The organism is Sphaerisporangium sp. NPDC004334, assembly GCF_053602655.1.
In genome coordinates, this window is record NZ_JBSGDZ010000033.1 from 53,842 (window position 1) to 75,548 (window position 21,707).

The 21,707-nt window shown below is 72.7% G+C and carries 22 protein-coding genes; 11 read left to right on the forward strand and 11 right to left on the reverse strand.

All coding sequences use genetic code 11. The annotated features are described in order from the left end of the window. The first annotated feature begins 265 nt into the window (after window positions 1-265). Window positions 266-1,912 (forward strand): family 10 glycosylhydrolase, encoded by a 1,647-nt coding sequence (locus tag ACWEN6_RS33980; RefSeq protein ID WP_452576034.1) that lies wholly within the window; start codon window positions 266-268, stop codon window positions 1,910-1,912. Window positions 1,913-2,010: 98 nt separating this feature from the next. Beyond that, window positions 2,011-4,176: a hypothetical protein gene (locus ACWEN6_RS33985; protein ID WP_452576036.1), complete on the forward strand. Its 2,166-nt coding sequence runs from the start codon at window positions 2,011-2,013 to the stop codon at window positions 4,174-4,176. A gap of 86 nt (window positions 4,177-4,262) precedes the next feature. Here the strand turns inward: ACWEN6_RS33985 and ACWEN6_RS33990 are convergent, their stop codons facing one another. The 3 genes from ACWEN6_RS33990 to ACWEN6_RS34000 form a co-directional block, all read right to left on the reverse strand. Then, entirely contained in the window at window positions 4,263-4,805 is a 543-nt protein-coding gene (locus ACWEN6_RS33990) for an HIT family protein (protein ID WP_354847778.1), read from the reverse strand. Window positions 4,806-4,874: 69 nt separating this feature from the next. After that, on the reverse strand, window positions 4,875-6,842 hold the full coding sequence (gene thrS, locus ACWEN6_RS33995; RefSeq protein WP_452576038.1) for a threonine--tRNA ligase: 1,968 nt from the start codon (window positions 6,840-6,842) through the stop codon (window positions 4,875-4,877). 86 nt (window positions 6,843-6,928) lie between these two features. Continuing rightward, a complete protein-coding gene (locus ACWEN6_RS34000) occupies window positions 6,929-7,546 on the reverse strand; it encodes a glycoside hydrolase family 25 protein (protein WP_354847773.1) in 618 nt (205 codons plus the stop codon). A gap of 145 nt (window positions 7,547-7,691) precedes the next feature. On the opposite strand from ACWEN6_RS34000, the gene ACWEN6_RS34005 reads away from it, so the two are divergent. The 3 genes from ACWEN6_RS34005 to ACWEN6_RS34015 all read left to right on the forward strand — a co-directional run bounded on the left by ACWEN6_RS34005 (window position 7,692) and on the right by ACWEN6_RS34015 (window position 9,298). Further along, on the forward strand, window positions 7,692-7,958 hold the full coding sequence (locus ACWEN6_RS34005; RefSeq protein ID WP_354923706.1) for a DUF1876 domain-containing protein: 267 nt from the start codon (window positions 7,692-7,694) through the stop codon (window positions 7,956-7,958). 178 nt (window positions 7,959-8,136) lie between these two features. Next, window positions 8,137-8,562 (forward strand): Hsp20/alpha crystallin family protein, encoded by a 426-nt coding sequence (locus ACWEN6_RS34010; RefSeq protein WP_380831763.1) that lies wholly within the window; start codon window positions 8,137-8,139, stop codon window positions 8,560-8,562. Window positions 8,563-8,656: 94 nt separating this feature from the next. Next, on the forward strand, window positions 8,657-9,298 hold the full coding sequence (locus ACWEN6_RS34015) for a response regulator transcription factor (protein WP_354847764.1): 642 nt from the start codon (window positions 8,657-8,659) through the stop codon (window positions 9,296-9,298). Here the strand turns inward: ACWEN6_RS34015 and ACWEN6_RS34020 are convergent. The 3 genes from ACWEN6_RS34020 to ACWEN6_RS34030 all read right to left on the reverse strand — a co-directional run bounded on the left by ACWEN6_RS34020 (window position 9,276) and on the right by ACWEN6_RS34030 (window position 12,472). Further along, window positions 9,276-10,709 (reverse strand): GAF domain-containing protein, encoded by a 1,434-nt coding sequence (locus ACWEN6_RS34020; RefSeq protein ID WP_452576040.1) that lies wholly within the window; start codon window positions 10,707-10,709, stop codon window positions 9,276-9,278. The genes ACWEN6_RS34015 and ACWEN6_RS34020 overlap by 23 nt on opposite strands. Before the next feature lie 61 nt (window positions 10,710-10,770). Beyond that, window positions 10,771-11,685 carry a universal stress protein gene (locus ACWEN6_RS34025; RefSeq protein WP_452576042.1) on the reverse strand — a complete coding sequence of 305 codons (915 nt, stop codon included), beginning with the start codon at window positions 11,683-11,685 and terminating at the stop codon, window positions 10,771-10,773. A gap of 82 nt (window positions 11,686-11,767) precedes the next feature. Continuing rightward, window positions 11,768-12,472 (reverse strand): CBS domain-containing protein, encoded by a 705-nt coding sequence (locus tag ACWEN6_RS34030; RefSeq protein WP_452576044.1) that lies wholly within the window; start codon window positions 12,470-12,472, stop codon window positions 11,768-11,770. 292 nt (window positions 12,473-12,764) lie between these two features. On the opposite strand from ACWEN6_RS34030, the gene ACWEN6_RS34035 reads away from it, so the two are divergent. Next, window positions 12,765-13,211 (forward strand): Hsp20/alpha crystallin family protein, encoded by a 447-nt coding sequence (locus tag ACWEN6_RS34035; protein WP_452576046.1) that lies wholly within the window; start codon window positions 12,765-12,767, stop codon window positions 13,209-13,211. 71 nt (window positions 13,212-13,282) lie between these two features. Beyond that, window positions 13,283-13,597 carry a MerR family transcriptional regulator gene (locus ACWEN6_RS34040; protein ID WP_452576048.1) on the forward strand — a complete coding sequence of 105 codons (315 nt, stop codon included), beginning with the start codon at window positions 13,283-13,285 and terminating at the stop codon, window positions 13,595-13,597. A 35-nt stretch (window positions 13,598-13,632) separates the two neighbouring features. Here ACWEN6_RS34040 and ACWEN6_RS34045 read toward each other — a convergent pair whose 3' ends face one another. The 3 genes from ACWEN6_RS34045 to ACWEN6_RS34055 form a co-directional block, all read right to left on the reverse strand. Beyond that, window positions 13,633-14,808 carry a zinc-dependent alcohol dehydrogenase gene (locus tag ACWEN6_RS34045; protein WP_452576050.1) on the reverse strand — a complete coding sequence of 392 codons (1,176 nt, stop codon included), beginning with the start codon at window positions 14,806-14,808 and terminating at the stop codon, window positions 13,633-13,635. Then, window positions 14,805-15,278: a hypothetical protein gene (locus ACWEN6_RS34050; protein ID WP_452576052.1), complete on the reverse strand. Its 474-nt coding sequence runs from the start codon at window positions 15,276-15,278 to the stop codon at window positions 14,805-14,807. Before ACWEN6_RS34050 ends, ACWEN6_RS34045 begins: the two co-directional genes overlap by 4 nt. Window positions 15,279-16,428: 1,150 nt before the next feature. Continuing rightward, the gene (locus ACWEN6_RS34055; RefSeq protein ID WP_354847746.1) at window positions 16,429-16,761 is read right to left on the reverse strand and encodes a histone-like nucleoid-structuring protein Lsr2; all 333 of its coding nucleotides are present in this window, start codon (window positions 16,759-16,761) and stop codon (window positions 16,429-16,431) included. A gap of 419 nt (window positions 16,762-17,180) precedes the next feature. Between ACWEN6_RS34055 and ACWEN6_RS34060 the strand changes: the two genes are divergently transcribed. Beyond that, a complete protein-coding gene (locus ACWEN6_RS34060) occupies window positions 17,181-18,044 on the forward strand; it encodes an NAD(+)/NADH kinase (protein WP_452576054.1) in 864 nt (287 codons plus the stop codon). 15 nt (window positions 18,045-18,059) lie between these two features. Here the strand turns inward: ACWEN6_RS34060 and ACWEN6_RS34065 are convergent, their stop codons facing one another. Beyond that, window positions 18,060-19,412, reverse strand: a complete 1,353-nt coding sequence (locus tag ACWEN6_RS34065) for an MFS transporter (RefSeq protein WP_452576056.1) — start codon at window positions 19,410-19,412, stop codon at window positions 18,060-18,062. A gap of 107 nt (window positions 19,413-19,519) precedes the next feature. Between ACWEN6_RS34065 and ACWEN6_RS34070 the strand changes: the two genes are divergently transcribed. The 3 genes from ACWEN6_RS34070 to crcB are packed head-to-tail and all read left to right on the forward strand — an operon-like array spanning window position 19,520 to window position 20,687. Then, on the forward strand, window positions 19,520-19,939 hold the full coding sequence (locus ACWEN6_RS34070; RefSeq protein ID WP_452576058.1) for a fluoride efflux transporter FluC: 420 nt from the start codon (window positions 19,520-19,522) through the stop codon (window positions 19,937-19,939). Continuing rightward, the gene (locus ACWEN6_RS34075) at window positions 19,936-20,328 is read left to right on the forward strand and encodes a DUF190 domain-containing protein (protein ID WP_452576060.1); all 393 of its coding nucleotides are present in this window, start codon (window positions 19,936-19,938) and stop codon (window positions 20,326-20,328) included. Before ACWEN6_RS34070 ends, ACWEN6_RS34075 begins: the two co-directional genes overlap by 4 nt. Then, window positions 20,325-20,687, forward strand: coding sequence for a fluoride efflux transporter CrcB (gene crcB, locus ACWEN6_RS34080; protein ID WP_452576062.1), 363 nt, complete (start codon window positions 20,325-20,327; stop codon window positions 20,685-20,687). Before ACWEN6_RS34075 ends, crcB begins: the two co-directional genes overlap by 4 nt. A gap of 44 nt (window positions 20,688-20,731) precedes the next feature. Here the strand turns inward: crcB and ACWEN6_RS34085 are convergent, their stop codons facing one another. Continuing rightward, window positions 20,732-21,706: an alpha/beta hydrolase gene (locus ACWEN6_RS34085; protein ID WP_452576064.1), complete on the reverse strand. Its 975-nt coding sequence runs from the start codon at window positions 21,704-21,706 to the stop codon at window positions 20,732-20,734. Window position 21,707 lies beyond the last annotated feature (1 nt).

Below are 21,707 nucleotides of genomic sequence, written 5' to 3' on the forward strand. Positions count from 1 at the left end.
ACGCGGAGGTAAGGCAGTTGTCACCCGGGCTACAGGCGGGAACGGATCGGGCCCGCCCGGCCCGGGGAGCGGCGGGCGGGGCGGAGCGCCGAGGCGCAGGTGCCGGCCGGGAAACCGCCGTGTCCGTGCCGGACGGCGGCCGCCGTCATGGGCCGGCGCTCCCCGCCACGGCGGCCTCATATACCTCGTGTGTCACCGTGGCATCACGGTGCGATTTCTTTTATCGGGCCTTACCAGTGTTTGGCCGATGCCAGACTGATGTCCCATGCGAAACGGACATCGGCCTCTGCTCGCCGCCACCACCATGGCGGTGGTCACCACCGGCGTCGCCTATCTCTTCGGGCCTGGCGCCGCTCCCGCCGACAGCGAGGCCAAGCGCCCGGCCGCCGAAGCCAAGCGCCCTGCCGCCGAGGCCAAGCCCGCGACCGGCCAAGCCAGGTCCGCGGCCGCCCACCCCGCGGCGGCGAAGCAGGAGCAGGCGTGCGAGGCGAGCCCCAAATACCCCAAGCGGCAACTGCGGGGCGTGTGGATCGCAACCGTGCACAACGTCGACTGGCCGTCCAAGACCGGCCTGGACGCGGCGCGGCAGCAGGCCGAGTACGTCCGCATCCTGGACAACGCGGTCAAGCGCCACCTCAACGCGGTGTTCGTCCAGGTCCGCCCGGCCTCCGACGCGATCTACAAGTCCCCCTACGAGCCGTGGTCCCAGTGGCTGACCGGCACCGCGGGCCGCGATCCCGGGTGGGAGCCGCTGCCCTTCCTCATCGACGAGGCGCACAAGCGCGGCCTTGAGTTCCACGCCTGGTTCAACCCCTACCGCGCGGCCGACAAGGACGATGTGTCCAAGCTGCCCGCGAACCACCCGGCGCGCCTGCACCCGAAGTGGGTGGTCAAGCACGAGGGGAAGCTGTACTACAACCCCGGCCTGCCGGAGGTGCGCGCCTACACCGTCAAGGTGATCAAGGACGTGGTGCAGCGGTACGACATCGACGGGGTGCACTTCGACGACTACTTCTACCCCTATCCCGGCCGGGGCACGAAGTTCGGCGACGCCGCCGCCTTTACAAAGTACGGCAAGGGCATGTCGCTCGCCGAGTGGCGGCGGGAGAACGTCAACACGCTGGTCTCCCAGGTCGGCGCGGCCGTCCACCAGGCCAAGCCGTACGTCAAGTTCGGCATCAGCCCGTTCGGCATCTGGCGCAACAAGTCCGACGACCCCACGGGCTCCGACACCAAGGGCCTGTCCGCCTACGACGCCATCTACGCCGACGCGAAGGCGTGGATCAAGTCCGGGTCGATCGACTACGTCATGCCGCAGATCTACTGGCCGCGCGGCTTCGCCGCCGCCGACTACGCCAAGCTCGTGCCGTGGTGGGCCGACCAGGTCAAGGGCACCGGAGTGCACCTCTACATCGGCCAGGCGCTCTACCGCGTGGGCACCAAGGACACCGCGGCCTGGACCAGGGCCGGCGAGCTGCCCGCCCACCTGAGCCTCAACCGCAAGTACCCCGAGGTGCGGGGGGACGTCTACTTCAGCGCCGCCCAGCTCGCCAAGAACCCGCTGGGCGTGCTCGACGCGCTGGTCAAGGAGCACTACCCCCGCCCCGCGCTGCTTCCGCTGGTCCAGGACCGCGGCGGCAGGGCCCCGGCCGCCCCCACCGGGCTGACCCTGGCGGGCGGCGCGCTCAGCTGGAAGTCCTCCCCCGAGGCCCGGTCCTACGCCGTGTACCGGGTCACGGGCGCCAAGCCGGACGCGTGCGCGACCGCCGACGGCCGCAACCTGGTGGCCGTGGCACCGGCCGCCCCGGCCGCCGTCCAGTCCTTCGCGGTCACGGCCGGCGGCTCCTACCTGGTGACCGCCCTCGACCGCCTCGGCAACGAGAGCGCGCCCGCCACCGTCGTCCTGCCCTGATCCGGGGCCACGCCGGGCCGCGGGCGATGTTCACCGCGATTTCCTGGACCGGGCGGCGCGCTTTCCCGTACGGTTCCATGGATTCGCGGGTGGACGTCATGGGAGGTCAGTCAGTGGTGAGGCGGGCGCTGGGCGCATTGGCGGTGATCACGCTGTGCATGGTCACGACCGGCGCCGCGTGGGCGCACGCCCCCGGGCGGGCGGAGGCCGCGGGACGGGCCGACGCCCCTGGGCGGGTGGCGCTGATCGGCGTGCCGGGGCTCCACTGGGACGACGTGAGCGCCGAGACCACCCCGAACCTGTGGCGGCTCGCGGCGCAGAGCGCCATCGGTTCGCTGTCGGTGCGCACCGTCGGCCGCGTCACCTGCCCCTACGACGGGTGGCTGACGATCTCTTCGGGCGTGCGCTCCTCGGTCGGCGCCCGCTGCGGGCCGCCGCCCGCCGTGGAGCGGCAGGGCGGCAAGGCGGTCATCCCCGGCTTCGACTGGCTGTGGACGGTGCGCGACGCCGACTACGCCGGCTCGCTCGGCGCGGCCGTCCACGCGGCCGGCGGCTGCACCTCGGCCGTCGGCCCGGGGGCGGCGCTCGCGCTCGCCGACCGCTCCGGCGCCGTCGACCTGTACGCCCCGGCGCCCGACGGCGTCCGCGACTGGTCCGCCTGCCCCGTGCTGGCCGCCGACATCGACGACCTGGTGCGCCCCTACTACGACGGCGAGCTGCTGGCGGACGCCCCCGACAAGCTCACCCCCGCCGCCCGCCGGGCGGCGCTCGCCGCCGCGGACGCCGGCGTCGGCACGGTCGTGGGGCACCTGCCCGCCGACACGCGGGTCGTGCTGACCGGGCTGTCCGACCACGGCTCCGAGCCGCACCTGCGGGTGGCGATGTGGCGGGCGCCCGGCGCTCAGGACCACTTCCTGGGCGCGACCTCCACCCACCGCGACGACATGGTGATCCTGCCCGACGTGACCGCGACGATCCTGCGGGCGGCCGGGGCGGCGGTCCCCGGCACCGTCATCGGGGTGCCGTGGGCGCCCACCGGCGCGACCGGCACCGAGGAGGGCGTCGCCGCCCTGCGGCACGCCGACGTCGCCGGGCAGACCATCCGCGCCGTCGGCGGCGGCTTCTTCACCGGCCTCGCCGTGCTGCAGGTGCTGTTCTACCTGGTCGCCTTCCTGCTGCTGCGCCGCCGCCGGGCCCTCGGCGGAGTGCGCGTCGCCGCGCTCGCCCTGGCCTCGCTGCCGGTCTCGACCTACCTGGTGAACCTCGCCCCGTGGGAGCGCGCCGCGGCGCCGGCGGTCACGCTGGTGGCCGGGGTGCTCGCCTGCGCCGCCGCGCTCACCGTGCTGGCCCTCGGCGCGCCGGTCGCGTGGGCGCGGCTGCGCGGCCGTCCCGGCGCGGGCGGGGTGCTCGGGCCGCCGTCGGTGATCGCCGGGGTCACGGCCGCGGTGCTGGTGGGCGACCTGCTCAGCGGCACGCCCCTGCAGCTCGACAGCATCATGGGGTACACCGGCGTGGTCGGCGCCCGCTACTACGGCCTGGGCAACATCCCGTTCGCGCTGATGGCCACCGCCGTGCTGCTGCTGACCACCGCGGTCGCCGACGGGCTGGTGCGGGCCGGGCGCCGACGGGCGGCCGTCATCCTGGTGGCCGGGCTGGGCGGGTTCGCGATGATCCTGGACGGCTGGCCGGGGGTGGGCAGCGACTTCGGCGGCGTCATCGCCTTCGTGCCGGGCATCGCGGTCACCGCCCTGCTGGTGGCCGGCAAGCGGGTCTCGGTGGTCAGGCTCGGGGCGTTCTGCGTGGCCGGCGGGGTCCTGGTGATGGGCATCGCCTACCTGGACCACCTGCGGCCGCCCGCCTCGCAGACCCATCTCGGGCGGTTCGCCGGTCAGGTGATCGACGGCACGTTCCTGCCGGTGATCGGGCGAAAGCTCGGGGCCATGCTGAGCACGCTGCTGTCGCCCAACCTCATGCCGATCGTCATCGCGGCCTTCGCGTTCCTGGTCTTCGCGCTGCTGCGGCCGGGCACCGCCAGCGCCGGGGTGCTGCCGGTGGCCTTCGAGCGGGCGCCGATGCTGCGCGCCGGGCTGATCGGCGCGCTGGTGAGCGGCGTGGTCGGCATGCTGGTCAACGACTCGGGCGCGGCCGTGCTGTCGATGGCCCTGGCGCTGGCCGTGCCGCTGGTGCTGTCGGCCGGCATCCGCGCCCTGGCCCCGCAGGCGCCGGCCCGCCCGGCCCCCGCACTGAGCCCGCTGCCCACCTGAGCCGAGAAGGGCGGACGCGTCCGCCCCGCCGCCCGTCCGAGCCGCCCGTCGGAGCCGCCCGTCCGAGGTTGCGGCCGGCCGGCGGGTCAGGCGGGCCAGGCGCCGGCGAGCAGGTCGCGGGTGTCCTGCAGGAGCTGGGGCAGCACCTTGGTGTGGCCGACCACCGGCATGAAGTTGGTGTCGCCGCCCCAGCGGGGCACGACGTGCTGGTGCAGGTGGGCGGCGATGCCGGCGCCGGCGACGTGGCCGAGGTTCATGCCGACGTTGAACCCCTGCGCGCCGCTGGCCTTCCTCAGCGACAGCACCGCGCGCTTGGTGAAGTCGGCCAGCTCGGCGGTCTCCGCCTCGTCCAGGTCGACGTAGTCGGCGACGTGGCGGTAGGGCACCACCATCAGGTGCCCGGAGTTGTAGGGGTAGAGGTTGAGCACCGCGAAGACCGAGGAGCCGCGGGCCACGATGAGCCCGTCCTGGTCGCTCATCTTGGGGATCTCGCAGAACGGGCAGCCGTCGCCGGGGCCCGAGCCGCTCGGCTTGTTCTCTCCCTTGATGTAGGCCATGCGGTGCGGGGTCCACAGACGCTGGAAGTTGTCGGGATCTCCCGCACCGGGCTGCTCAATCGGCTCCTGCATGCCTTGCAGCATAGGACGCGGGGCGCCGGCCGCGCCTGCCGGGCACCGCCGCCCCGCCTCCTTCGAGCCTCAGACCTGGACGCGGCGCTCGACGGCGTCGACGATCTCGGCGATCGCGTCGTCCACGGGGACGCCGTTGTTCTGCTCACCGCTGCGGTAGCGGAAGGAGACCGCGCCGGCCGCGACGTCGTCGTCGCCGGCCAGCAGCATGAACGGCGCCTTCGCCTTCTGCGCGTTGCGGATCTTCTTCTGCATGCGGTCGGCCGAGGCGTCGACCTCGACCCTGATGCCCCGCTCGCGCAGCCGGCCGGCTATCTGCGAGAGGTAGTCGACGTGGGCGTCGGAGATCGGGATGCCGATCACCTGCACCGGCGCGAGCCAGGGAGGGAACGCCCCGGCGTAGTGCTCGACCAGCACGCCGAAGAACCGTTCGATCGACCCGAACAGCGCCCTGTGGATCATGACCGGGCGCTGGCGCCCCCCGTCCGCCCCCTGGTACTCCAGCTCGAACCGCTCGGGCAGGTTGAAGTCGAGCTGGATGGTGGACATCTGCCAGGAGCGGCCGATGGCGTCCCGCACCTGCACCGAGATCTTGGGGCCGTAGAAGGCGGCGCCCCCCGGGTCGAGCACCAGCTCGAGCTTCTCGGACTCGGCGACCTCGCGCAGCGTCTGGGTGGCCTCCTCCCAGTCTTCGTCGGTGCCGACGAACTTGACCGGGTCCTTGGTGGACAGCTCGAGGTAGAAGTCCTCCAGGCCGTAGTCGCGCAGCAGCTCGAGCACGAAGCGCAGCAGCGAGGTCAGCTCGTCGCGCATCTGCTCGCGGGTGCAGTAGATGTGCGCGTCGTCCTGGGTCAGGCCGCGCACGCGGGTGAGGCCGTGCACCACGCCGGACTTCTCGTAGCGGTAGACCGTGCCGAACTCGAACAGCCGCAGCGGCAGCTCGCGGTAGGACCGCCCGCGCGCCCTGAAGATCAGGTTGTGCATCGGGCAGTTCATCGGCTTGAGGTAGTAGCGCGCGCCCTCCAGCTCCATGGGAGGGAACATGCCGTCGGCGTACCAGTCGAGGTGGCCGGAGACCTGGTAGAGGTGCTCCTTGGTGATGTGCGGGGTGTTGACGAAGGAGTACCCGGCCTCCTCGTGCCGCTTGCGGGAGTAGTCCTCCATGAGCTTGCGGATCACCCCGCCCTTGGGGTGGAACACCGGCAGGCCCGAGCCGAGCTCGGGCGGGAAGGAGAACAGGTCGAGCTCGGCGCCGAGCTTGCGGTGGTCGCGCTTCTCGGCCTCCTCCAGCAGGCGCAGGTACTCATCCTGCCGGTCGCGCGACTCCCAGGCGGTGCCGTAGATGCGCTGGAGCTGCGGGTTCTTCTCGCTGCCCCGCCAGTAGGCGCCGCCGGAGCGCATCAGCTTGAACGCCGGGATGGACCGGGTGGAGGGCACGTGCGGCCCGCGGCACAGGTCCTTCCAGCAGAGCTCGCCGGACTTGGGGTCGAGGTTGTCGTAGATGGTGAGCTGGCCGCCGCCCACCTCGACGCTCTCCTCCTCGCCGGCGCCGCCCTTGAGGCCGATGAGCTCGAGCTTGTAGGGCTCGGCGGCGAGCTCCTCGCGCGCGGCCTCGTCGCTGACGGCGCGCCTGGCGAAGGTCTGGCCCTGCTTGACGATCTCGCGCATGCGCTTCTCGACGCGCTTGAGGTCGTCGGGGGTGAAGGGCTGCTCGACGTCGAAGTCGTAGTAGAAGCCGTTCTCGACGGGCGGGCCGATGCCGAGCCGGGCGCCGGGGAAGATCTCCTGGACGGCCTGGGCCATGACGTGCGCGGTGGAGTGGCGCACGATCGCCCGGCCCTCCTCGCTGTCGATGGCGATGGGCTCGACGACGTCGCCGTCGGCCACCTCGGCGGCGAGGTCGCGCGGCTCGCCGTTGATCTTGGCGGCGACGACCGACCGGCCGTCGGCCGCGAGCGCCTCTCCGGCCGTCGTGCCGCCCGCCACCACACGCTCGGCTCCGGCGAGGGTGATGCGTATTTCGAGGGCGGCAGACACGGTTGCTCCAAGGAGATGGGTGGGCGCGGGCACTCCGCTTGTCGTGCCCGATGCTACCGGGAAACCGGTCGGCGTTATCGCGCTCCCTACGCCTTGCTGCGGCGGTCCTCGGCCGGTTGCAGGCCGAGCGCGGTGAGCTGCGCGCGGGTGCCGCGGAAGACGTTGCGGTCGATCGGGCCGTGCGCGTACTGGTGGATCGCCCAGCGGTCCCACGGCGGCGGCACGACGGGGTGGCCCTTGGGATGACTGGGCGCGGCGATCCACAGAGGGTAGTCCTCAAGACCCGCGCAGTAGCCCTTCTTGGCGAAGGACAGGAAGGTGTAGATGAGCGGCCGCACCCCGGTGACGATGTTCACCACGTGGCACCAGCGCCGGGCGAAGGCGGCCACCCTCTGGGGCGGCAGGTGCCCGGAGTGCTCCAGGTCCAGGGCGATCAGGTCGCCGCGCCGCAGGCCGCCCGCCGCGTCGACCACGTCCAGGAAGTGGCGCACCTGGTCCTCGGCGTCGCCCTTCGGGTGGGCGAAGTGGTAGGCGCCGCAGACCAGCCAGTTCTCCCGCATGGCCGCCCAGTTGCGGGCGAACCACTTGTCGGTGAAGCCGGTGCCCTCGGTCGCCTTGGCGAATCCGAAGTCGACGCCGTCGCCGGCGTGCCCCGCCCAGTTGACGGCGCCCTGCCAGTTGGACACATCGATGCCGTGCAGCATGAAGCCTTCCCACATCCCCCGAACTCGCCCCCGGGGGATTGTAGTGAGGACACCCACGCGGAGGCGGCCGGACACGCCCGGGGCGGCGTCCCGGCGCGCGGGCGGGTGAGAGATGGTGGAGGTAGGACACTGGAAGGAGGCCCCCATGCAGGTCAAACAGTGGACAGTGGAGATCTACATAACCGAGGACGACAACGACGACCGCACCGTCGCGCGGGCCGTCCTGATGAACCGCGCCGGTATGCGGCGCGAGGGAGTCGGGTACGCCCGGCGCAACCCGGTCGACCGGCCCGTCCCGGAGATCGGCGACGAGCTGGCCGTGGGGCGCGCTCTGGCGGACCTGTCGGCCAAGCTGACCGAGGACGCCGCCGAGGACGTCGCCCAGATGGCGGGGCAGTCCCGGCGCGTGTGAGCGCCACCACGGGCTGGAGCGTGACGGTCCGCGACGCGGGGCGAAGGGGCGGCGCGTCGGCCGTCCGGCACGCGCGAGGCGAACGTCACGCGCATTCGGGACCTACGACCGTGACCCCGGCGCGCTCCGGGGAGTCGGATGGAACTGATGGTCCCGCGAACTATCCAGGGAGGTTCTCATGTCCATGCAGACGCGAAGCACGTCCAGGGGCCTGGTACCCGACCTGCTGGACTGGCTGGAGGCGCCCTTCACCGGAGGCGGCCGCCCCTACACCGCGGGCCAGATGGTCCGGTTCGAGGACACCGTGCGGGACGGCCACTACATCGTGCGCGCCGAGCTGCCCGGCATCGACCCCGAGCAGGACGTCGAGGTGGTGGTGTCCAACGGGATGCTGACCATCCACGGCGAGCGCAAGGAGGAGCGGTCCGAGCCGCACCGCACGGAGTTCCGGTACGGGGAGTTCAGCCGGTCGGTCCCGCTGCCGGCCAACGCCGGGGAGCAGGACGTCAAGGCCGTCTACCACGACGGCATCCTGGAGGTGGACATCCCGCTGGCGGAGGAGAGGCAGCAGAGCAAGCGCGTGCCGGTGGAGAAGGCCGACTAGCGCCGGGCGCTCCGGGCCCGGCCCGCGGGGACACGGGCCGGGCCCGGACGCGGTACTCCGGGCCGCGCGCGGGAGAGGTCACTGGGGTCGCCTTATGATTCGCGTGTTCCTGCTGGACGATCATGAAGTGGTCCGCCGGGGGGTCGCCGCCCTGCTGTCGGCCGAGGGCGACATGGAGATCGTCGGAGAGGCCGGCACGGCCGAGCAGGCCGTGGCGCGCATCCCGGCGCTCAGGCCGGACGTGGCGGTGCTGGATGTGCGGCTGCCCGACGGCAACGGCGTGGAGGTCTGCCGCGAGGTGCGCGCGAGGACGCCCGGGCTGGCCTGCCTGATGCTGACCTCCTTCGCCGACGACGACGCCCTGTTCGACGCCGTCATGGCGGGCGCGGCCGGTTACGTGCTCAAGCAGATCCACGGGTCCGACCTGGTCGGCGCGGTGCGGACGGTGGCGGCCGGCCAGTCGCTGCTGGATCCGGAGAGCACCGCGTCGATGCTGCGCCGCCTGCGCGAGCAGGCCGCCAGGAAGAGCCCGCTGGCGGCGCTCACCGGCCAGGAGCGTCACATCCTGGAGCTCATCGGGGAGGGGCTGACCAACCGGCAGATCGGCGAGCGGCTGTTCCTGGCCGAGAAGACGGTCAAGAACTACGTCTCCAACCTGCTGGCCAAGCTGGACATGCAGCGGCGCACGCAGGCGGCGGCGCTCGCGGCGCAGCTCAAGGCCGGCCGCCGCGACTGACCCCGCCCCCGCCGTCCGGCAGGTCACGGGCGGCCGGGGCCGCCTGGGACGGGGTGGCGTGGCGCCAGGCCATGCGCGCGCCCGGCGGGGAGGCGCCGGGGGCGGGAGGGCTCTGGAGGGCGAAGATGGCCGAGCGGATGCGCCGGATGGTGCCGTCCAGTTCGTCGATGGCGTGCCGCACCCTCGTGCGGGCCTCGGGCCGGTCGAGCAGGCGCATCGCGCCCATCAGCGTCATGGCCACCCCGAACAGCCGCTGGATGACCACGTCGTGCAGGTCCTTGGCGATTCGGTCGCGGTCCTCCAGCAGCAGCAGCCGCTCGGCGTCCGCGCGGGCCTCGGCCAGTTCCAGGGCGAGCGACGCCTGCCCGGCGAAGGAGTGCAACATGCGCACATGGGGCCCGCCGAAGGGCGGACGGCCGGGGCGCCGGCCGAGCGACAGCACCCCGCGCACCGCGCCGGCGGCGCCCAGCGGCACGGCGACGGCCGGCCCCGCGCGCGAGCGCTCGCACACCAGGGCGGGGATCGCCGTCTCCGCCGAATCGGCGACGACGACCGGTTCGCCGGAGGTGTAGGCGCGGCCCGGCAGCGAGTCGGCGACCGCGACCTCCGCGGGGCTGACCCGCCCGGCAGGCACGCCGTCGGCGACGGTGACGCGCAGCCGTTCCCCGCCGGCGCAGGGCAGCAGCACCACCGCGACGTCGGCGCCGGACATCTCGCGCGCCCGCCGGGCCACCAGCGCGAGCACCTCGGCCGAGCCGGCCCCCGACAGCAGGCGGGTGGTGACCTCCGAGGACGCCTGGAGCCAGATCTCGCGGCCGCGGGTCTCCTCGTACAGGCGGGCGTTCTCGATGGCGACGCCCGCCGCGGCGGCGAGGGCGACCACGATCGCCTCGTCGTCCTCCCCGAAGTCGCCTCCCCCGCGCTTCTCGGTCAGGTAGAGGTTGCCGAAGACCTTCTCGCGCACCCTGATCGGCACGCCGAGGAAACCGCCCATGGGCGGGTGGCCGGGCGGGAAGCCGGAGGACTCGGGGTGCTCGGCGATGCGGTGCAGCCGGAGCGTGCGCGGCTCCTTGATCAGCAGGCCGAGCAGGCCCAGTCCGTGCGGCCAGTGCTCGACGCGGGCGATCTCCTCCTCGCTCAGCCCGACCGGGATGAACTGCACCAGGGTGTTCTCCTCGCCGATCACGCCGAGGGCGCCGTAGGTGGCGTCCACCAGGGTGGTGGCCGTCTCGACGATGCGACGCAGGACGGTCTGCAGATCCAGGTCGCCGCCCACGGAGACGACCGCGTCCAGCAGCGCGTGGACCCGGTCACGGGTGGCGAGCACGGTTTCCAGCCGGGCCCGCAGCTCCGACAGCACCTCGTCCAGCCGCGTGTGCGGCATGAGGGAGCGCGGTGGGACGTCCGCCATACCAGGAGTGTCCCCATCGCGACCGCTCCGCGAATCCGGATAAAAGGGATATTCGACATATTTACCGATTAATGACGCCTCCGCCCGGCCGCGATCCGGCCGTCTCCCGGGGATGGACCACGGCGACCGGGCAGCGGGCGTGCCGCAGCACCTCGTAGCCGACCGAGTAGCCCGCCGAGCCGCCGAAGCCCGCGCCCGTGGCGTCGCCGTGCGCGCCGGAGCCCACGACCACCAAATCGGCCCGCCGGGAGGCGTCCGACAGCGCCGTGACCGGATGCCCGCGCATGGCGCGCAACCGGGCGGTGACCCCCGGGCACCGCTCCCGCCACATCGCCAGCCGCAGCCGCACCTCCCGCGTCACCTCACCCATCGCCTCGGCGAGGCCGCCGGCGCAGGCGGTCGCGTACGGGGAGATCGGCGGCGCGCTCCAGGCGTAGAGCACGCATACGCGCGCGCACCGCCGGGCGGCCTCGCCGAGCGCGTACTCCATGGCGGCCTCCGACACCGGGGACCCGTCGTAGCCGACGACGATCTCGCCATGACGCCGCCCGGGCGAGCGGTTGACCACGACCACCGGCGCCATGGCGTGCCAGGCGACATCGCGGCCCACCGAGCCGAGCACCGCCCCCACGAAGCCGCCGGGCCCGCCGCCGCCCAGGATCAGCTCGTCGGCGTCCTCGGCCTCGGTGCACAGCCGCTCGGCGGCGGCGCCGGTGAGCAGGGTCGCGCTCACCTGCAGGCCGGGCGCGTAGCCGCGCACCCAGTCGACGGTGGCCGCCAGCACGGCCCGCCAGTACGCCGTCAGCGCGTCGGGCAGCCACGGCGCGGACCGGTAGGGGTAGTCCATCGACCAGGGCTCGCGCACGTGCACGACGCGCAACCGGGCTCCTCTGCGCACCGCGTCGTCCGCCGCCCATTCCACCGCGGCCGCCGCGGAGTGGGAACCGTCGACGCCGACCACGATCTGTCCCGCCATGGCGCACCTCCCCCTCGCCTACCACCCTCACACGAGGCACCACCGGACCGGCGCGCGCCCTCCCCGGGGCGGCGGAGTGGGCTCACAGATACAGCGGCGGCACGGTGATCAGGTCGTCGGTGGCGAAGCCGAGCCGGTCGTCGACCTCGATCACGCCGTCCACCGCGTGCACGGACTCCACCACCAGCGGGATCTGCGAGCGCCTCGGGACCGTCCCGGTGAGCGCGACCAGCCCGTGCTCGACGAGGATCGACAGGGTCCGCGGCTCGACGCCGGCCCCGCGCACGGCCTCCTCGACGTCGTCGAGCACCTCCGCGGGCGGCCGGACGAAGATCTTGAGCAGGTCGGCCTGGTGCACGGTGCCGACGATCTTGCCGGTGACGCGGTCCACGACGGGAAGCTGCCTGATCCGGTGCTCGTGCATGAGGCGGGCCGCCTCCCGGACCGGCGTCACCTCGGTCACGGTGATCGCGGGACTGCTCATCACCTGGGCGGCCGTACCCCCCTTGCCCCCTTTGCCCCCCTTGCTCCCCTTGCCCCCCGCGGCCATCGTGTGCCCACGGTCCGGCCCGCGGCCCTCGATGACCGCTTCGACGCGCTCGGCGCCGATCTCCCGCAGCAGCAGGTCGTCCGCCGACACCACTCCGACCGGCCGGCGGCCGGAGTCGACGACGGCCACGGCGCCGACCTTGAAGCGGCGCATCGTCTCCACCAGGTCGGCGAAGCAGGTGTCCAGCCTCACCGCGATGGCGACCCTGCCCATGACGTCGCCGACATTCACGACCATGGTTGCCTCCCCTGTCCAGCGCCCTGATATCGATCGTCCCGCCGGCCGGGAAGAGCTGTCAGCGGCGAAGGTCCCCAGCTCGACGGGACCTTCGGCTCGCCCGCGCACGCCGCGAACAGGGCACCCGTCCAGCACGGACTCAGCGGACCCGCCAGAGACGGCGCCCTCTGACAGGGGCGGTCCGCACGACGGACGCCCGGCCCGGGCCGCTTGCATCCATCCGGGGATCGAGCTAACCTACGAATCAAGTCAGAGGTTTCCTCGACGCAGATATTCAGAGGAGGTTCCGGAGATGCTGTTGACGTCGATCGATCCCTTCGTTCAGGAGGTTGAGCGCCAGTTCGACCGCCTGACCCGCGGCAGCCTCGGCTGGGGGGAGGGAAGCGCCCGCGCAGTCATGCCCCTCGACGGCATCCGCCGCAAGGACGACGTGCTGCTCCGCTTCGACCTTCCCGGCATCGACCCCGACTCCATCGAGGTGACCGTCGACCGCGGCGTGCTGAGCGTGAGCGCCGGCCGCGCGGAGGAGCTGTCCGAGGACGACCGCCCGTTCGTCCGCGAGCGCCCGATGGGCACCTTCACCCGCCGCGTGTACCTGTCCGAGCACCTCGACAGCGAAGCCGTGGACGCCGCCTACCACAATGGCGTGCTGCAGGTCCGCATCCCCGTCCTGGAGCGCGCGAGGCCGCGGAAGGTCGAGATCCAGCGCAGCGACGACGCCAAGGCGATCCGCGCCTGATCCGCCACCCCCGAGAGACGATGGGCCGGCACCGCGCGAGCGGCGCCGGCCCGACGCGCCTGGAGGCGCCCATGACCCGGCTTCCCATCGACGACCACCACGCGCCGTTGTACTCCTTGGGGCAGGTGGCCGACATGCTCGAGGTCCAGCAGTCCTTCCTGCGCCGCCTGGACGAGTTCGAGGTCGTCCGCCCCCAGCGCTCCTCCGGCGGCCAGCGCCGCTACTCGCGCGCCGACATCACCCGCGTGCAGTACGTGGCCGAGCTGTCCGGCGAGGGCATGACCCTGGTCGCGATCCGCCGGATCCTGGAGCTGGAACACCAGGTGCGGGCGTTGCAGGCCGAGCTCGCGGCCACCCGCCGCCTGCTACCCCCGCCCGCCGGCTGACCGGGCGGCGGCCGTGGAGGCATGCGGTCACCGCACTAAGCCCAGGGGCGGAAGACCGCGCGCACGCACCCGTCCTTCTTGTTCTTGAACAGGTCGTAGCCGTGCGGCCCGTGCTCCAGCGGCATGGTGTGGGTCGCCATGTGGGCCGTGCGCAGCTCGCCGTTGCTCACCATGTCGAGCAGTCTCGGGATGTAGCGCTGCCCGTGCTGCTGGGCGCCCCTGACGGTCAGGCCCTTGTTCATCATCGCGCCGAGCGGGAACTTGTCGACCAGCCCCGCGAAGACGCCGAGCACGAACACCGAGCCGCCCTTGCGGCAGGCGTAGATGGCCTCGCGCACCGCGGCCGGACGGTCCAGCGTGAGGCCCGCCCGCTGCTTCACCCGGTCGTACAGGCGTGTCGGCCCGGCGCTGTCGGCCTCCAGCCCGACGGCCTCGATGCAGACGTCCGGGCCCCTGCCGCCAGAGCGCTCCTTGAGCTCGGCGACCACGTCGGTGCGGGTGTAGTCCAGGGTCTCGGCGCCCACGTGGCGCTCGGTCATGGTCATGCGCTCGGGGTGGCGGTCGATGGCGATCACCCGCTCGGCGCCCAGGAGCATCGCCGCGCGGGCCGCCATCTGGCCGACGGCGCCGCAGCCCCACACCGCGACCACGTCGCCGGGCTTGACCCCGCCGAGGTCGGCGCCCATCCAGCCCGTGGGCGCCGCGTCCGAGCAGAACAGGGCGTCCATGTCGCTCACGCCGTCGGGCACGGCGAAGGCGCCGTGGTCGGCGAAGGGGACGCGGACGTACTGGGCGTGGCTGCCCTTGAACCCGCCGGTGGCGTGGGAGTAGCCGTAGATGCCCGCGGACGGCTGCCCCCACAGCATGTCGGTCAGACCGGGATCGGGGTTGGAGTTGTCGCAGGCCGACCACAGGCCGTTCTCGCAGTTCCAGCAGCGGCCGCAGCCGATGATCGAACACACCACGACCCGGTCGCCGGCCTTGTGCCGGCGCACCCCGGTACCGACCTCGACGACCTCGCCGAGGAACTCGTGCCCGATCACGTCGCCCGCCCGCATGGCCGGGATGTAGCCGCCCAGCAGATGCAGGTCGGAACCGCAGGTCGTGGTGAGGCCGACCTTGACGATGGCGTCCTGGGCGTTGAGGATCCTGGGGTCGGGGACGCGCTCCACCGACAGCTCGTTCACGCCCTGCCAGCACAGTGCCTTCACAGCCGCCCCTCCCCGCCCGCGCGCTGCACGGCAAGATCCAGGATCTTCCCGGCGGGAGTGGGCCGCGTGCTCGGCGGCGCGTCCGGCAGCAGCACCTCCCCCGTCTCCATCAGGCACTTGGACTCCCGCAGCGCCCTTCGCACCGCCTGGCGCGGATCCTCGCCGCCAAGCCGGGCGAGCACCTGCGTGGCGCCGGTGGGCACCCCCGCGAGCGGGCGGGCGCCGAGTTCGGTGCCGCGGCCTCCGGGCGCCTCGCGCACCCGCACCTCCACGGTGTCGCCCAACCTCGCCAGCGGCTCGGGGAGCCGGCCCTCCGCCAGCACCTCCTCCGGCCGGCGGTTGATGGTGACCATCAGCCAGCGGGCGGCCTCCCGCCGCGTCCTGGCCTTGCTCCGGCGCGAGGAGCGCCATCGCATCACGCCCAGGCCGATGCCGCCGAGCGACACCGCCCCCAGAACCGCACGTTTCATTGCCCTCTCCCCCTTGATGGACAACTGCTCCCATGGCTACCCGCTCGCACCGGGCGCTACCTCGGCGCCGGCGGCACTTGAGGAGGAGTTGACGACCCGCTGATCGCGTCATGGCCCCGCGTGCGGGCGGCCCTCGGTCACCACGCCCTTGGTCACCATGCCCTCGTTCAGCGCGTCCGGCGGGCGGTCCAGGGGCGCGGAGGCCATGCTCCTATGACTTATAGGAGCGGAAAGGTACGACAAACCGCCATACGCGGGTACGCGGGGCCGCTAAGGATCGGCGGGCATTCACCGGCACGACGACCGGTCAATAGGCTCGCCGGAGGCATTGCATATCGCGATCGCATGTAACGCGGCGGATTGGGCACGGGACGGCGGCGAATGTCCGGAAGCGGACAGCGGACGCCCGCCGGGCCGCCGCGATAGGCTCCGCGCCGGAAAATGCCCGGGCAATCGCCCCGGCCGCGGCGAGCATTCCCATTACGGCCGGTGAGACGGCATGCGGTCGGACAGGACCCTCCCGGCAGGTTCGGGCCGGCCGCGGAGTAGGCGGGTGAGAGCGGCGTGACGGCAGACGCTATCGCAAGATGGTGACGTCGGTAAGGCGGATGCGTCAAGTCGTCATGTCCCGGCCGGATCGGTTCGGATTGACATGGCCGAGGGCCGGCATACCCGGCGCCCGGGCACGGCAAGGCGCACACGGCGGTTGTCGCGCGGCGATCCCGCGACCTCTCGCACCTGTTAAGCGTCGGTTACGGGTGGAAAGCCGCCTTGCCGGCGGCGTGCTGCCTGCCCATTGTTTCCGGGGACTCCTCCAGAGCCGGGCGGCGGCACGGCTAACACGTAACGATGGTAAGGAATAGTGCTCAATGTGACAAAGTGACTGAAGCCAGCACTACCCTTCCGCGAATGGCGACCCGAGCACGCTCGACGGGGCCGCCCCTGGACGCGCACCGACCAGCGCCGCGGATCCGCAGGTCAACCCCGTCGTCCACGAGGACGGCGGAGGCCGGGCGGGGCCGTCCTCCCCACTGGGACGGCCTCTGCCCGCTGCGAGCACGGCGGCCGCAAACGCGGTCCGCGTGCGGCGACCCGCACGGCGGATCACATGCTCGCCGGGCGACTAAACCGGGCGGGACGGCTTAATCAATCACTGAGCCTGTTCGTACTGTGCCACGATGTGCGAGGCGATGCGGCCCCGCTCGCTGACGTTCAGGCCATGCGCCTTGGCCCAAGCGCGGATCTCGGAGCTTTTGTCGCGAGAGGGACGCTGAGAGCCGCCACGCTTGCGCCCCCGGGCGGGAGCGCTCTCAGCCCGGCGCGCGCTGGACACGAAAGGCGAAAGAGCCTCGCGGAGATTCCTGGCGTTTTTGTCGTTCAGATCGATCTCGTAGCTGGTGCCGTCAATCGCGAAGGACACCGTCTCTTTTGCTTCGCCACCTTCCAGGTCGTCGATGAGAAGCGTCTGGATCTGTGTCGCCATCTTCCACTCCTTTCACAGGGCATAGTTTGACCCCTCAAGAATATACCCGATTTCCGCCGCCTCCCACGTGTGGAACAGGGCGGCGCATTGGCCGGCTCTTGGGGCTAAGTTAGCGCGGTTTCCGGCCCGCCCTCGGTTTACCACGTCGATCAGCGCGTCATCGGCCCGGAACGACGCCACATCGGCCGCCAAACTGGTGTCAGCACCACTTAATTAGGCGATGGCGGATAGTGTCGACTACACAATCACCCGGGCCGCCTCCCGCGCCCGGCGCGGTGTCGTCCCGCGTCGTCGTGCGTCGTGATCCGTCGTCGTGCGTCGTCCCGGTCGCCACGCGGCCCGCGAAGGCCGCGGCCGGCGGGCCACCATGGCGGGGACACCGGCGTCCGCAGGAGGCGGGCGGCCGTACAGTTGCCTGCATGGGCATGGTCAAGACCGTAGGGCTGGTGCTGCACCCGCAGCGGGACTCGAAGGAGGCCATCGACACCATCATCGAGTGGGCCCGCACCAGGAGCGTCACCGTGCTCGGCCTGCCCGACGAGGTGGGCCGCATCGACTGCAGTGCCGTGCGGGTCGACGCCGCCACGCTCGTCGAGCGCGCCGACCTGCTGGTGAGCCTGGGCGGCGACGGCACGATGCTGCGCACCATGCGGCTGGCCTCCGAGCGCATCACCCCGGTCCTCGGCGTCAACCTGGGCAAGCTGGGCTTCCTCGCCGAGATCGACGTCGAGGAGCTGCCGCCGGCGCTGTCGGCCATCGACAACCACCGCTTCACCGTCGAGCCGCGCATGGCCGTCCGGGCGTCCATGCCCGACGGCGAGACGGTCACCGCGTTCAACGACATCGCCCTGGTGCGCATCCCCGGCGAGGGGCTGTCGGCGGTGTCGATCTCGGTGGGGGGCCAGCCCTTCGTCCGGTACGCCTCCGACGCCGTCATCGTGGCCACCTCGACCGGTTCGACGGCCTACAACTTCTCCGCCGGCGGCCCGCTGGTCTCGCCGCTGGTCGAGGGGTTCCTCGTGGTCCCGGCCGCGGCCCACTCCTCCTTCAACCGGGCCCTGGTGCTGTCGGCCGACGAGGAGGTCACCCTGGACCTGCTGCCCTCCAGCGGGCAGCTCGCCGTCGAGGTGGACGGCTCGGTCGGCGCGCGGCTGTCGCCCGGTGACCGCCTCACCGTGACGGCGGTGCGCTGCGCGGGCCGCGTGGTCCGCCTCGGCACCACCACCTTCTACGAGCGGGCCCGCCGCAAGCTGCGGGTCAGCGGCAGCGCCGAGGTCGACTGACGCACCGGCGGGCCGTCAGTAGGCGGCGTGGTCGGCGATGTCGACCTTCGAGCGGTCGGGCAGCAGCAGAGTCGCGGTGAATCCGACGACCGCCCCCGCGATCATGAACAGCGCGATCGCCTGCCAGCCGAAGTCGTGCAGCAGCCAGGTCGCCACCAGCGGCGCCGGGCCTCCCGCGATGAGCGAGGAGAGCTGGTACCCCAGCCCGGCGCCGCCGTACCGCAGGCCGGTCGGGAAGCTCTCGGCGATCATCGCCGCCTGCGGGCCGTACTCCATGGAGTGCTGGATCTGCACGATCATGATGGTCAGGAACACCACGACCGGGATGGCCGTGTTGAGCGCCATGAAGTACGGGAACGCCACGAGAGCCAGCACCACCGCTCCCGTCGCGTACACCTTGCGCCGGCCGACCCGGTCGCTCAGGTGGCCGAAGGCGGGGATGGCCGCCAGCTCCAGCGCCGCCGCGCAGGTCACCGCCGCCAGCGCGAACCCGCTGGACAGGCCGACCTCCTTGACGACGTAGGTGAGCGCGAAGGTGGTGAAGATGTAGAACGGCAACTGCTCGGAGGCCCGGGCGAGCGCGCTCAGCACGACCTCCTTGGGGTGCCGGGTCAGCACCTCGGCGATCGGCAGCCGCGCCACCTGGCGCCGCTCGATCACCTGGGCGAACAGCGGCGTCTCCATGACGCGCAGGCGCACCCACAGGCCGACGGCGACCAGCAGGATGCTCGCCAGGAAGGGCACCCGCCAGCCCCACTCGACGAAGGCGTCGCCGGCGGTGGTCGCCAGCAGGGACATCATGCCCGTTCCGAGGATGAGGCCGATCGGGACGCCGGTCTGCGGCCAGCTCGCCATCAGCCCGCGGCGCCTCTGGTCGCCCCATTCCATGGACAGCAGCACCGAGCCGCTCCACTCGCCGCCGACCGCGATGCCCTGCAGGACGCGCAGCACCACCAGCAGCACCGGCGCCGCGACGCCGATGGACGCGGTGCCGGGGAGCACGCCGATCAGGGCGCTGGACACCCCCATCAGGGCGAGGGTGACGATGAGCGTCGCCTTGCGGCCGATGCGGTCGCCCCAGTGCCCGAAGATCGCCGCTCCGACGGGCCGGGCGGCGAAGCCCACCGCGTAGGTCGCGAAGGAGGAGAGCGTCCCGGCGTACTCGCTGGACTGGGGGAAGAAGACCTGCGGGAAGACCACCGCGGCGGCCGTCCCGTACAGGAAGAAGTCGTACCACTCGATGGCGGTGCCGACGACGCCGGCGAACGCGGCCTTGCGCCGCTGTGACCGCATGTCCTCGGCGTGGAGATCGCTGTCCGGGGGCACCTGATCCTCCTCAGGAGCGGAGATGGTGACTGCGATCTTCACTCCGGGCCGCCACCGTCCGCAAGGGCCCCTGTGATGTGGTTCACATCCGGTCCGCTCACCTGGCCCGGCGATCCGGCCGTCCGGCTCCCGCCGATAGGGTCGGTGCCATGGACGGCTCGCCGGTCCCCTGGGACACCCTCGGCGTGATCTCCGCGGGCGGGGTGATCGGCGCGCTCGCCCGCTTCTGGCTCGGCGCCGCCTTCCCGCATCCGCCCGGCGGGTTCCCGTGGACGACCTTCGGCATCAATGTGGCCGGATGCCTGCTGATCGGCGTGCTGATGACCACGATCGCCGAGGCGGGCCAGGTGCACCGGCTGCTGCGCCCCTTCCTCGGGGTGGGCGTCCTCGGCGGGTTCACCACCTTCTCGGGGTACATCGTGGACATCGGCCGCGCGACCGCCGCCGGAGCGCCCGGCGTCGCGCTCGCCTACCTGGCGGGGACGGTGCTGTGCGCCGTGCCCGCCGTGTACGCGGGCGCCGTGCTCACCCGCGCGGCGCTGCGGCTGCTCCGCACGGGGCGGTCATGACCAGGGACGAGGCCGGCATGGCGGACATGGTGAAGACGATGAAGCTCCAGGGCCCCGCCCTCCGGCTGTCGGTCTTCGTCGGCGAGTCCGACCAGTGGCACCACCGGCCGCTGTACCACGAGATCGTCCGCCGCGCCCACGAGGCGGGGCTCGCCGGGGCGAGCGTCGTGCGCGGCATCGAGGGCTTCGGCGCGACCTCGCGCATCCACACCTCCCGCATCCTGTCGCTGTCGGAGGACCTGCCCGTCGTGGTCATCATCGTGGACGCCGAGGAGCGCGTCCGCGCCTTCCTGCCCCGCCTGGACGAGCTGGTGACCGAGGGGCTGGTCGTCCTGGACCAGGTCGAGGTGATCCGTTACACCGCCCGGCCCGGCGGGACCGCGCCGTGAGTGTGCTGCTGGTGATCCTCGGCGCGGCGCTGGGCGCCCCGCTGCGCTACCTGACCGACCGCTTCGTGCAGGCACGGCACGACGCGGCCTTCCCCTGGGGCACTTTCACCGTGAACGTCTCCGGCTCGGCGCTGCTCGGCTTCCTCGTGGCGCTGCCCGCGGGCGACGGGGTGATGGCGTTGCTGGGCACCGGGTTCTGCGGCGCGCTGACCACGTACTCGACCTTCGGCTACGAGACGCTCCGCCTGGTCCAGAACGGCGCACGGCTGCTGTCGGCGCTGAACGTCGCCCTGAGCGTGGCGGCCGGGCTGGCCGCCGCCGGCTGCGGCGCGCTGCTGGCCCGCCTCCTCGCCGGCTGACCGCCGCGCCGCCCGGCCCGCCGCGGGCGCGGCGGGCACGCCTTTCAACGGGCGAGGGCGCGGCGCAGGGCGGCGGAGCGTCCGGCGACGGCTCTGCGGCTCAGCTCGGCGCCCGGCACCAGCGCGTCGAACCCGTGGAAGGCCCCCGGGTACATGTGGAACTCGGTGGACACCTCCGCCTGGACGAGCCGGCGGGCGTAGTCGGCGCACTCGTCGCGGAAGACCTCCAGCTCGCCGACGTCGATGTAGGCGGGCGGCAGCCCGGACAGGTCCTCCGCCCTGGCCGGCGCCGCGTACGGCGGCACGCCGGCGGACCCGGCCGCCTCGCCCAGCAGCGCCCGCCAGCCGAAGGCGTTGGCGGCGCTGTTCCACGCCACCGCATCCTCCGACCGCAGGGACGAGGGGGTGGTTCCCCGGTCGTCGAGCATGGGCGCCAGCAGCAGCTGGAACGCGACGGCGGGGGTGCCGCGGTCGCGGGCCAGCAGGACGGTGCCCGCAGCGAGCCCTCCGCCGGCGCTCCCTCCGCCGACGGCGATGCGCGCGGGGTCGACGCCGAGGTCGCCGGCGTTCTTCGCCGTCCACACCAGGCCGGCGTAGCAGTCCTCGACCGGGGCGGGGTACGGGTGCTCGGGAGCCAGGCGGTACTCCACCGAGACCGCCACGCAACCCACGTCGCGCACGAAGGTCGCCACCCGGGCGTCGTCCATCTCCACCAGGCCGAGGATCATCCCGCCGCCGTGGATCCAGTACAGGCACGGCAGCGGCGTCGGGCCGCGGCGCTCGGCGGGCCGGTAGACGCGGAGCCTGAGGTCGGGCGCGCCGTCCGGGCCGGGCACACGCTGGTCCTCGACCGTGACGCCCGGACCGGTCATCGGCGGCATGGCCGCGAACGCGCCAGCCATCCGCCGTCGCAGGGCAGGCAGGTCCTCGGGGGACATCCGGGCGAAGTCGATCGGCGGGATGAAGGCGTGCTCCAGCCCCGCGGCCAGCTCGGGGTCCATGTTGGGATGCGGCGGCATG

Excerpts from the sequence above, each read along its gene's own strand:
- ACWEN6_RS33980 (WP_452576034.1), top strand. The coding sequence starts at position 266 with ATGCGAAACGGACATCGGCCTCTGCTCGCCGCCACCACCATGGCGGTG.
- ACWEN6_RS34075 (WP_452576060.1), top strand. The coding sequence starts at position 19,936 with ATGACCAGGGACGAGGCCGGCATGGCGGACATGGTGAAGACGATGAAG.
- ACWEN6_RS34070 (WP_452576058.1), top strand. The coding sequence starts at position 19,520 with ATGGACGGCTCGCCGGTCCCCTGGGACACCCTCGGCGTGATCTCCGCG.
- ACWEN6_RS34025 (WP_452576042.1), bottom strand. The coding sequence starts at position 11,685 with ATGGCGGGACAGATCGTGGTCGGCGTCGACGGTTCCCACTCCGCGGCG.
- ACWEN6_RS34050 (WP_452576052.1), bottom strand. The coding sequence starts at position 15,278 with ATGAAACGTGCGGTTCTGGGGGCGGTGTCGCTCGGCGGCATCGGCCTG.
- ACWEN6_RS34040 (WP_452576048.1), top strand. The coding sequence starts at position 13,283 with ATGACCCGGCTTCCCATCGACGACCACCACGCGCCGTTGTACTCCTTG.
- ACWEN6_RS34020 (WP_452576040.1), bottom strand. The coding sequence starts at position 10,709 with ATGGCGGACGTCCCACCGCGCTCCCTCATGCCGCACACGCGGCTGGAC.
- ACWEN6_RS34060 (WP_452576054.1), top strand. The coding sequence starts at position 17,181 with ATGGGCATGGTCAAGACCGTAGGGCTGGTGCTGCACCCGCAGCGGGAC.
- ACWEN6_RS34085 (WP_452576064.1), bottom strand. The coding sequence starts at position 21,706 with ATGCCGCCGCATCCCAACATGGACCCCGAGCTGGCCGCGGGGCTGGAG.
- ACWEN6_RS34015 (WP_354847764.1), top strand. The coding sequence starts at position 8,657 with ATGATTCGCGTGTTCCTGCTGGACGATCATGAAGTGGTCCGCCGGGGG.
- ACWEN6_RS34030 (WP_452576044.1), bottom strand. The coding sequence starts at position 12,472 with ATGGTCGTGAATGTCGGCGACGTCATGGGCAGGGTCGCCATCGCGGTG.
- ACWEN6_RS34005 (WP_354923706.1), top strand. The coding sequence starts at position 7,692 with ATGCAGGTCAAACAGTGGACAGTGGAGATCTACATAACCGAGGACGAC.
- ACWEN6_RS34010 (WP_380831763.1), top strand. The coding sequence starts at position 8,137 with ATGTCCATGCAGACGCGAAGCACGTCCAGGGGCCTGGTACCCGACCTG.
- ACWEN6_RS34035 (WP_452576046.1), top strand. The coding sequence starts at position 12,765 with ATGCTGTTGACGTCGATCGATCCCTTCGTTCAGGAGGTTGAGCGCCAG.
- ACWEN6_RS33990 (WP_354847778.1), bottom strand. The coding sequence starts at position 4,805 with ATGCAGGAGCCGATTGAGCAGCCCGGTGCGGGAGATCCCGACAACTTC.
- ACWEN6_RS34055 (WP_354847746.1), bottom strand. The coding sequence starts at position 16,761 with ATGGCGACACAGATCCAGACGCTTCTCATCGACGACCTGGAAGGTGGC.
- ACWEN6_RS33985 (WP_452576036.1), top strand. The coding sequence starts at position 2,011 with ATGGGAGGTCAGTCAGTGGTGAGGCGGGCGCTGGGCGCATTGGCGGTG.
- ACWEN6_RS34000 (WP_354847773.1), bottom strand. The coding sequence starts at position 7,546 with ATGCTGCACGGCATCGATGTGTCCAACTGGCAGGGCGCCGTCAACTGG.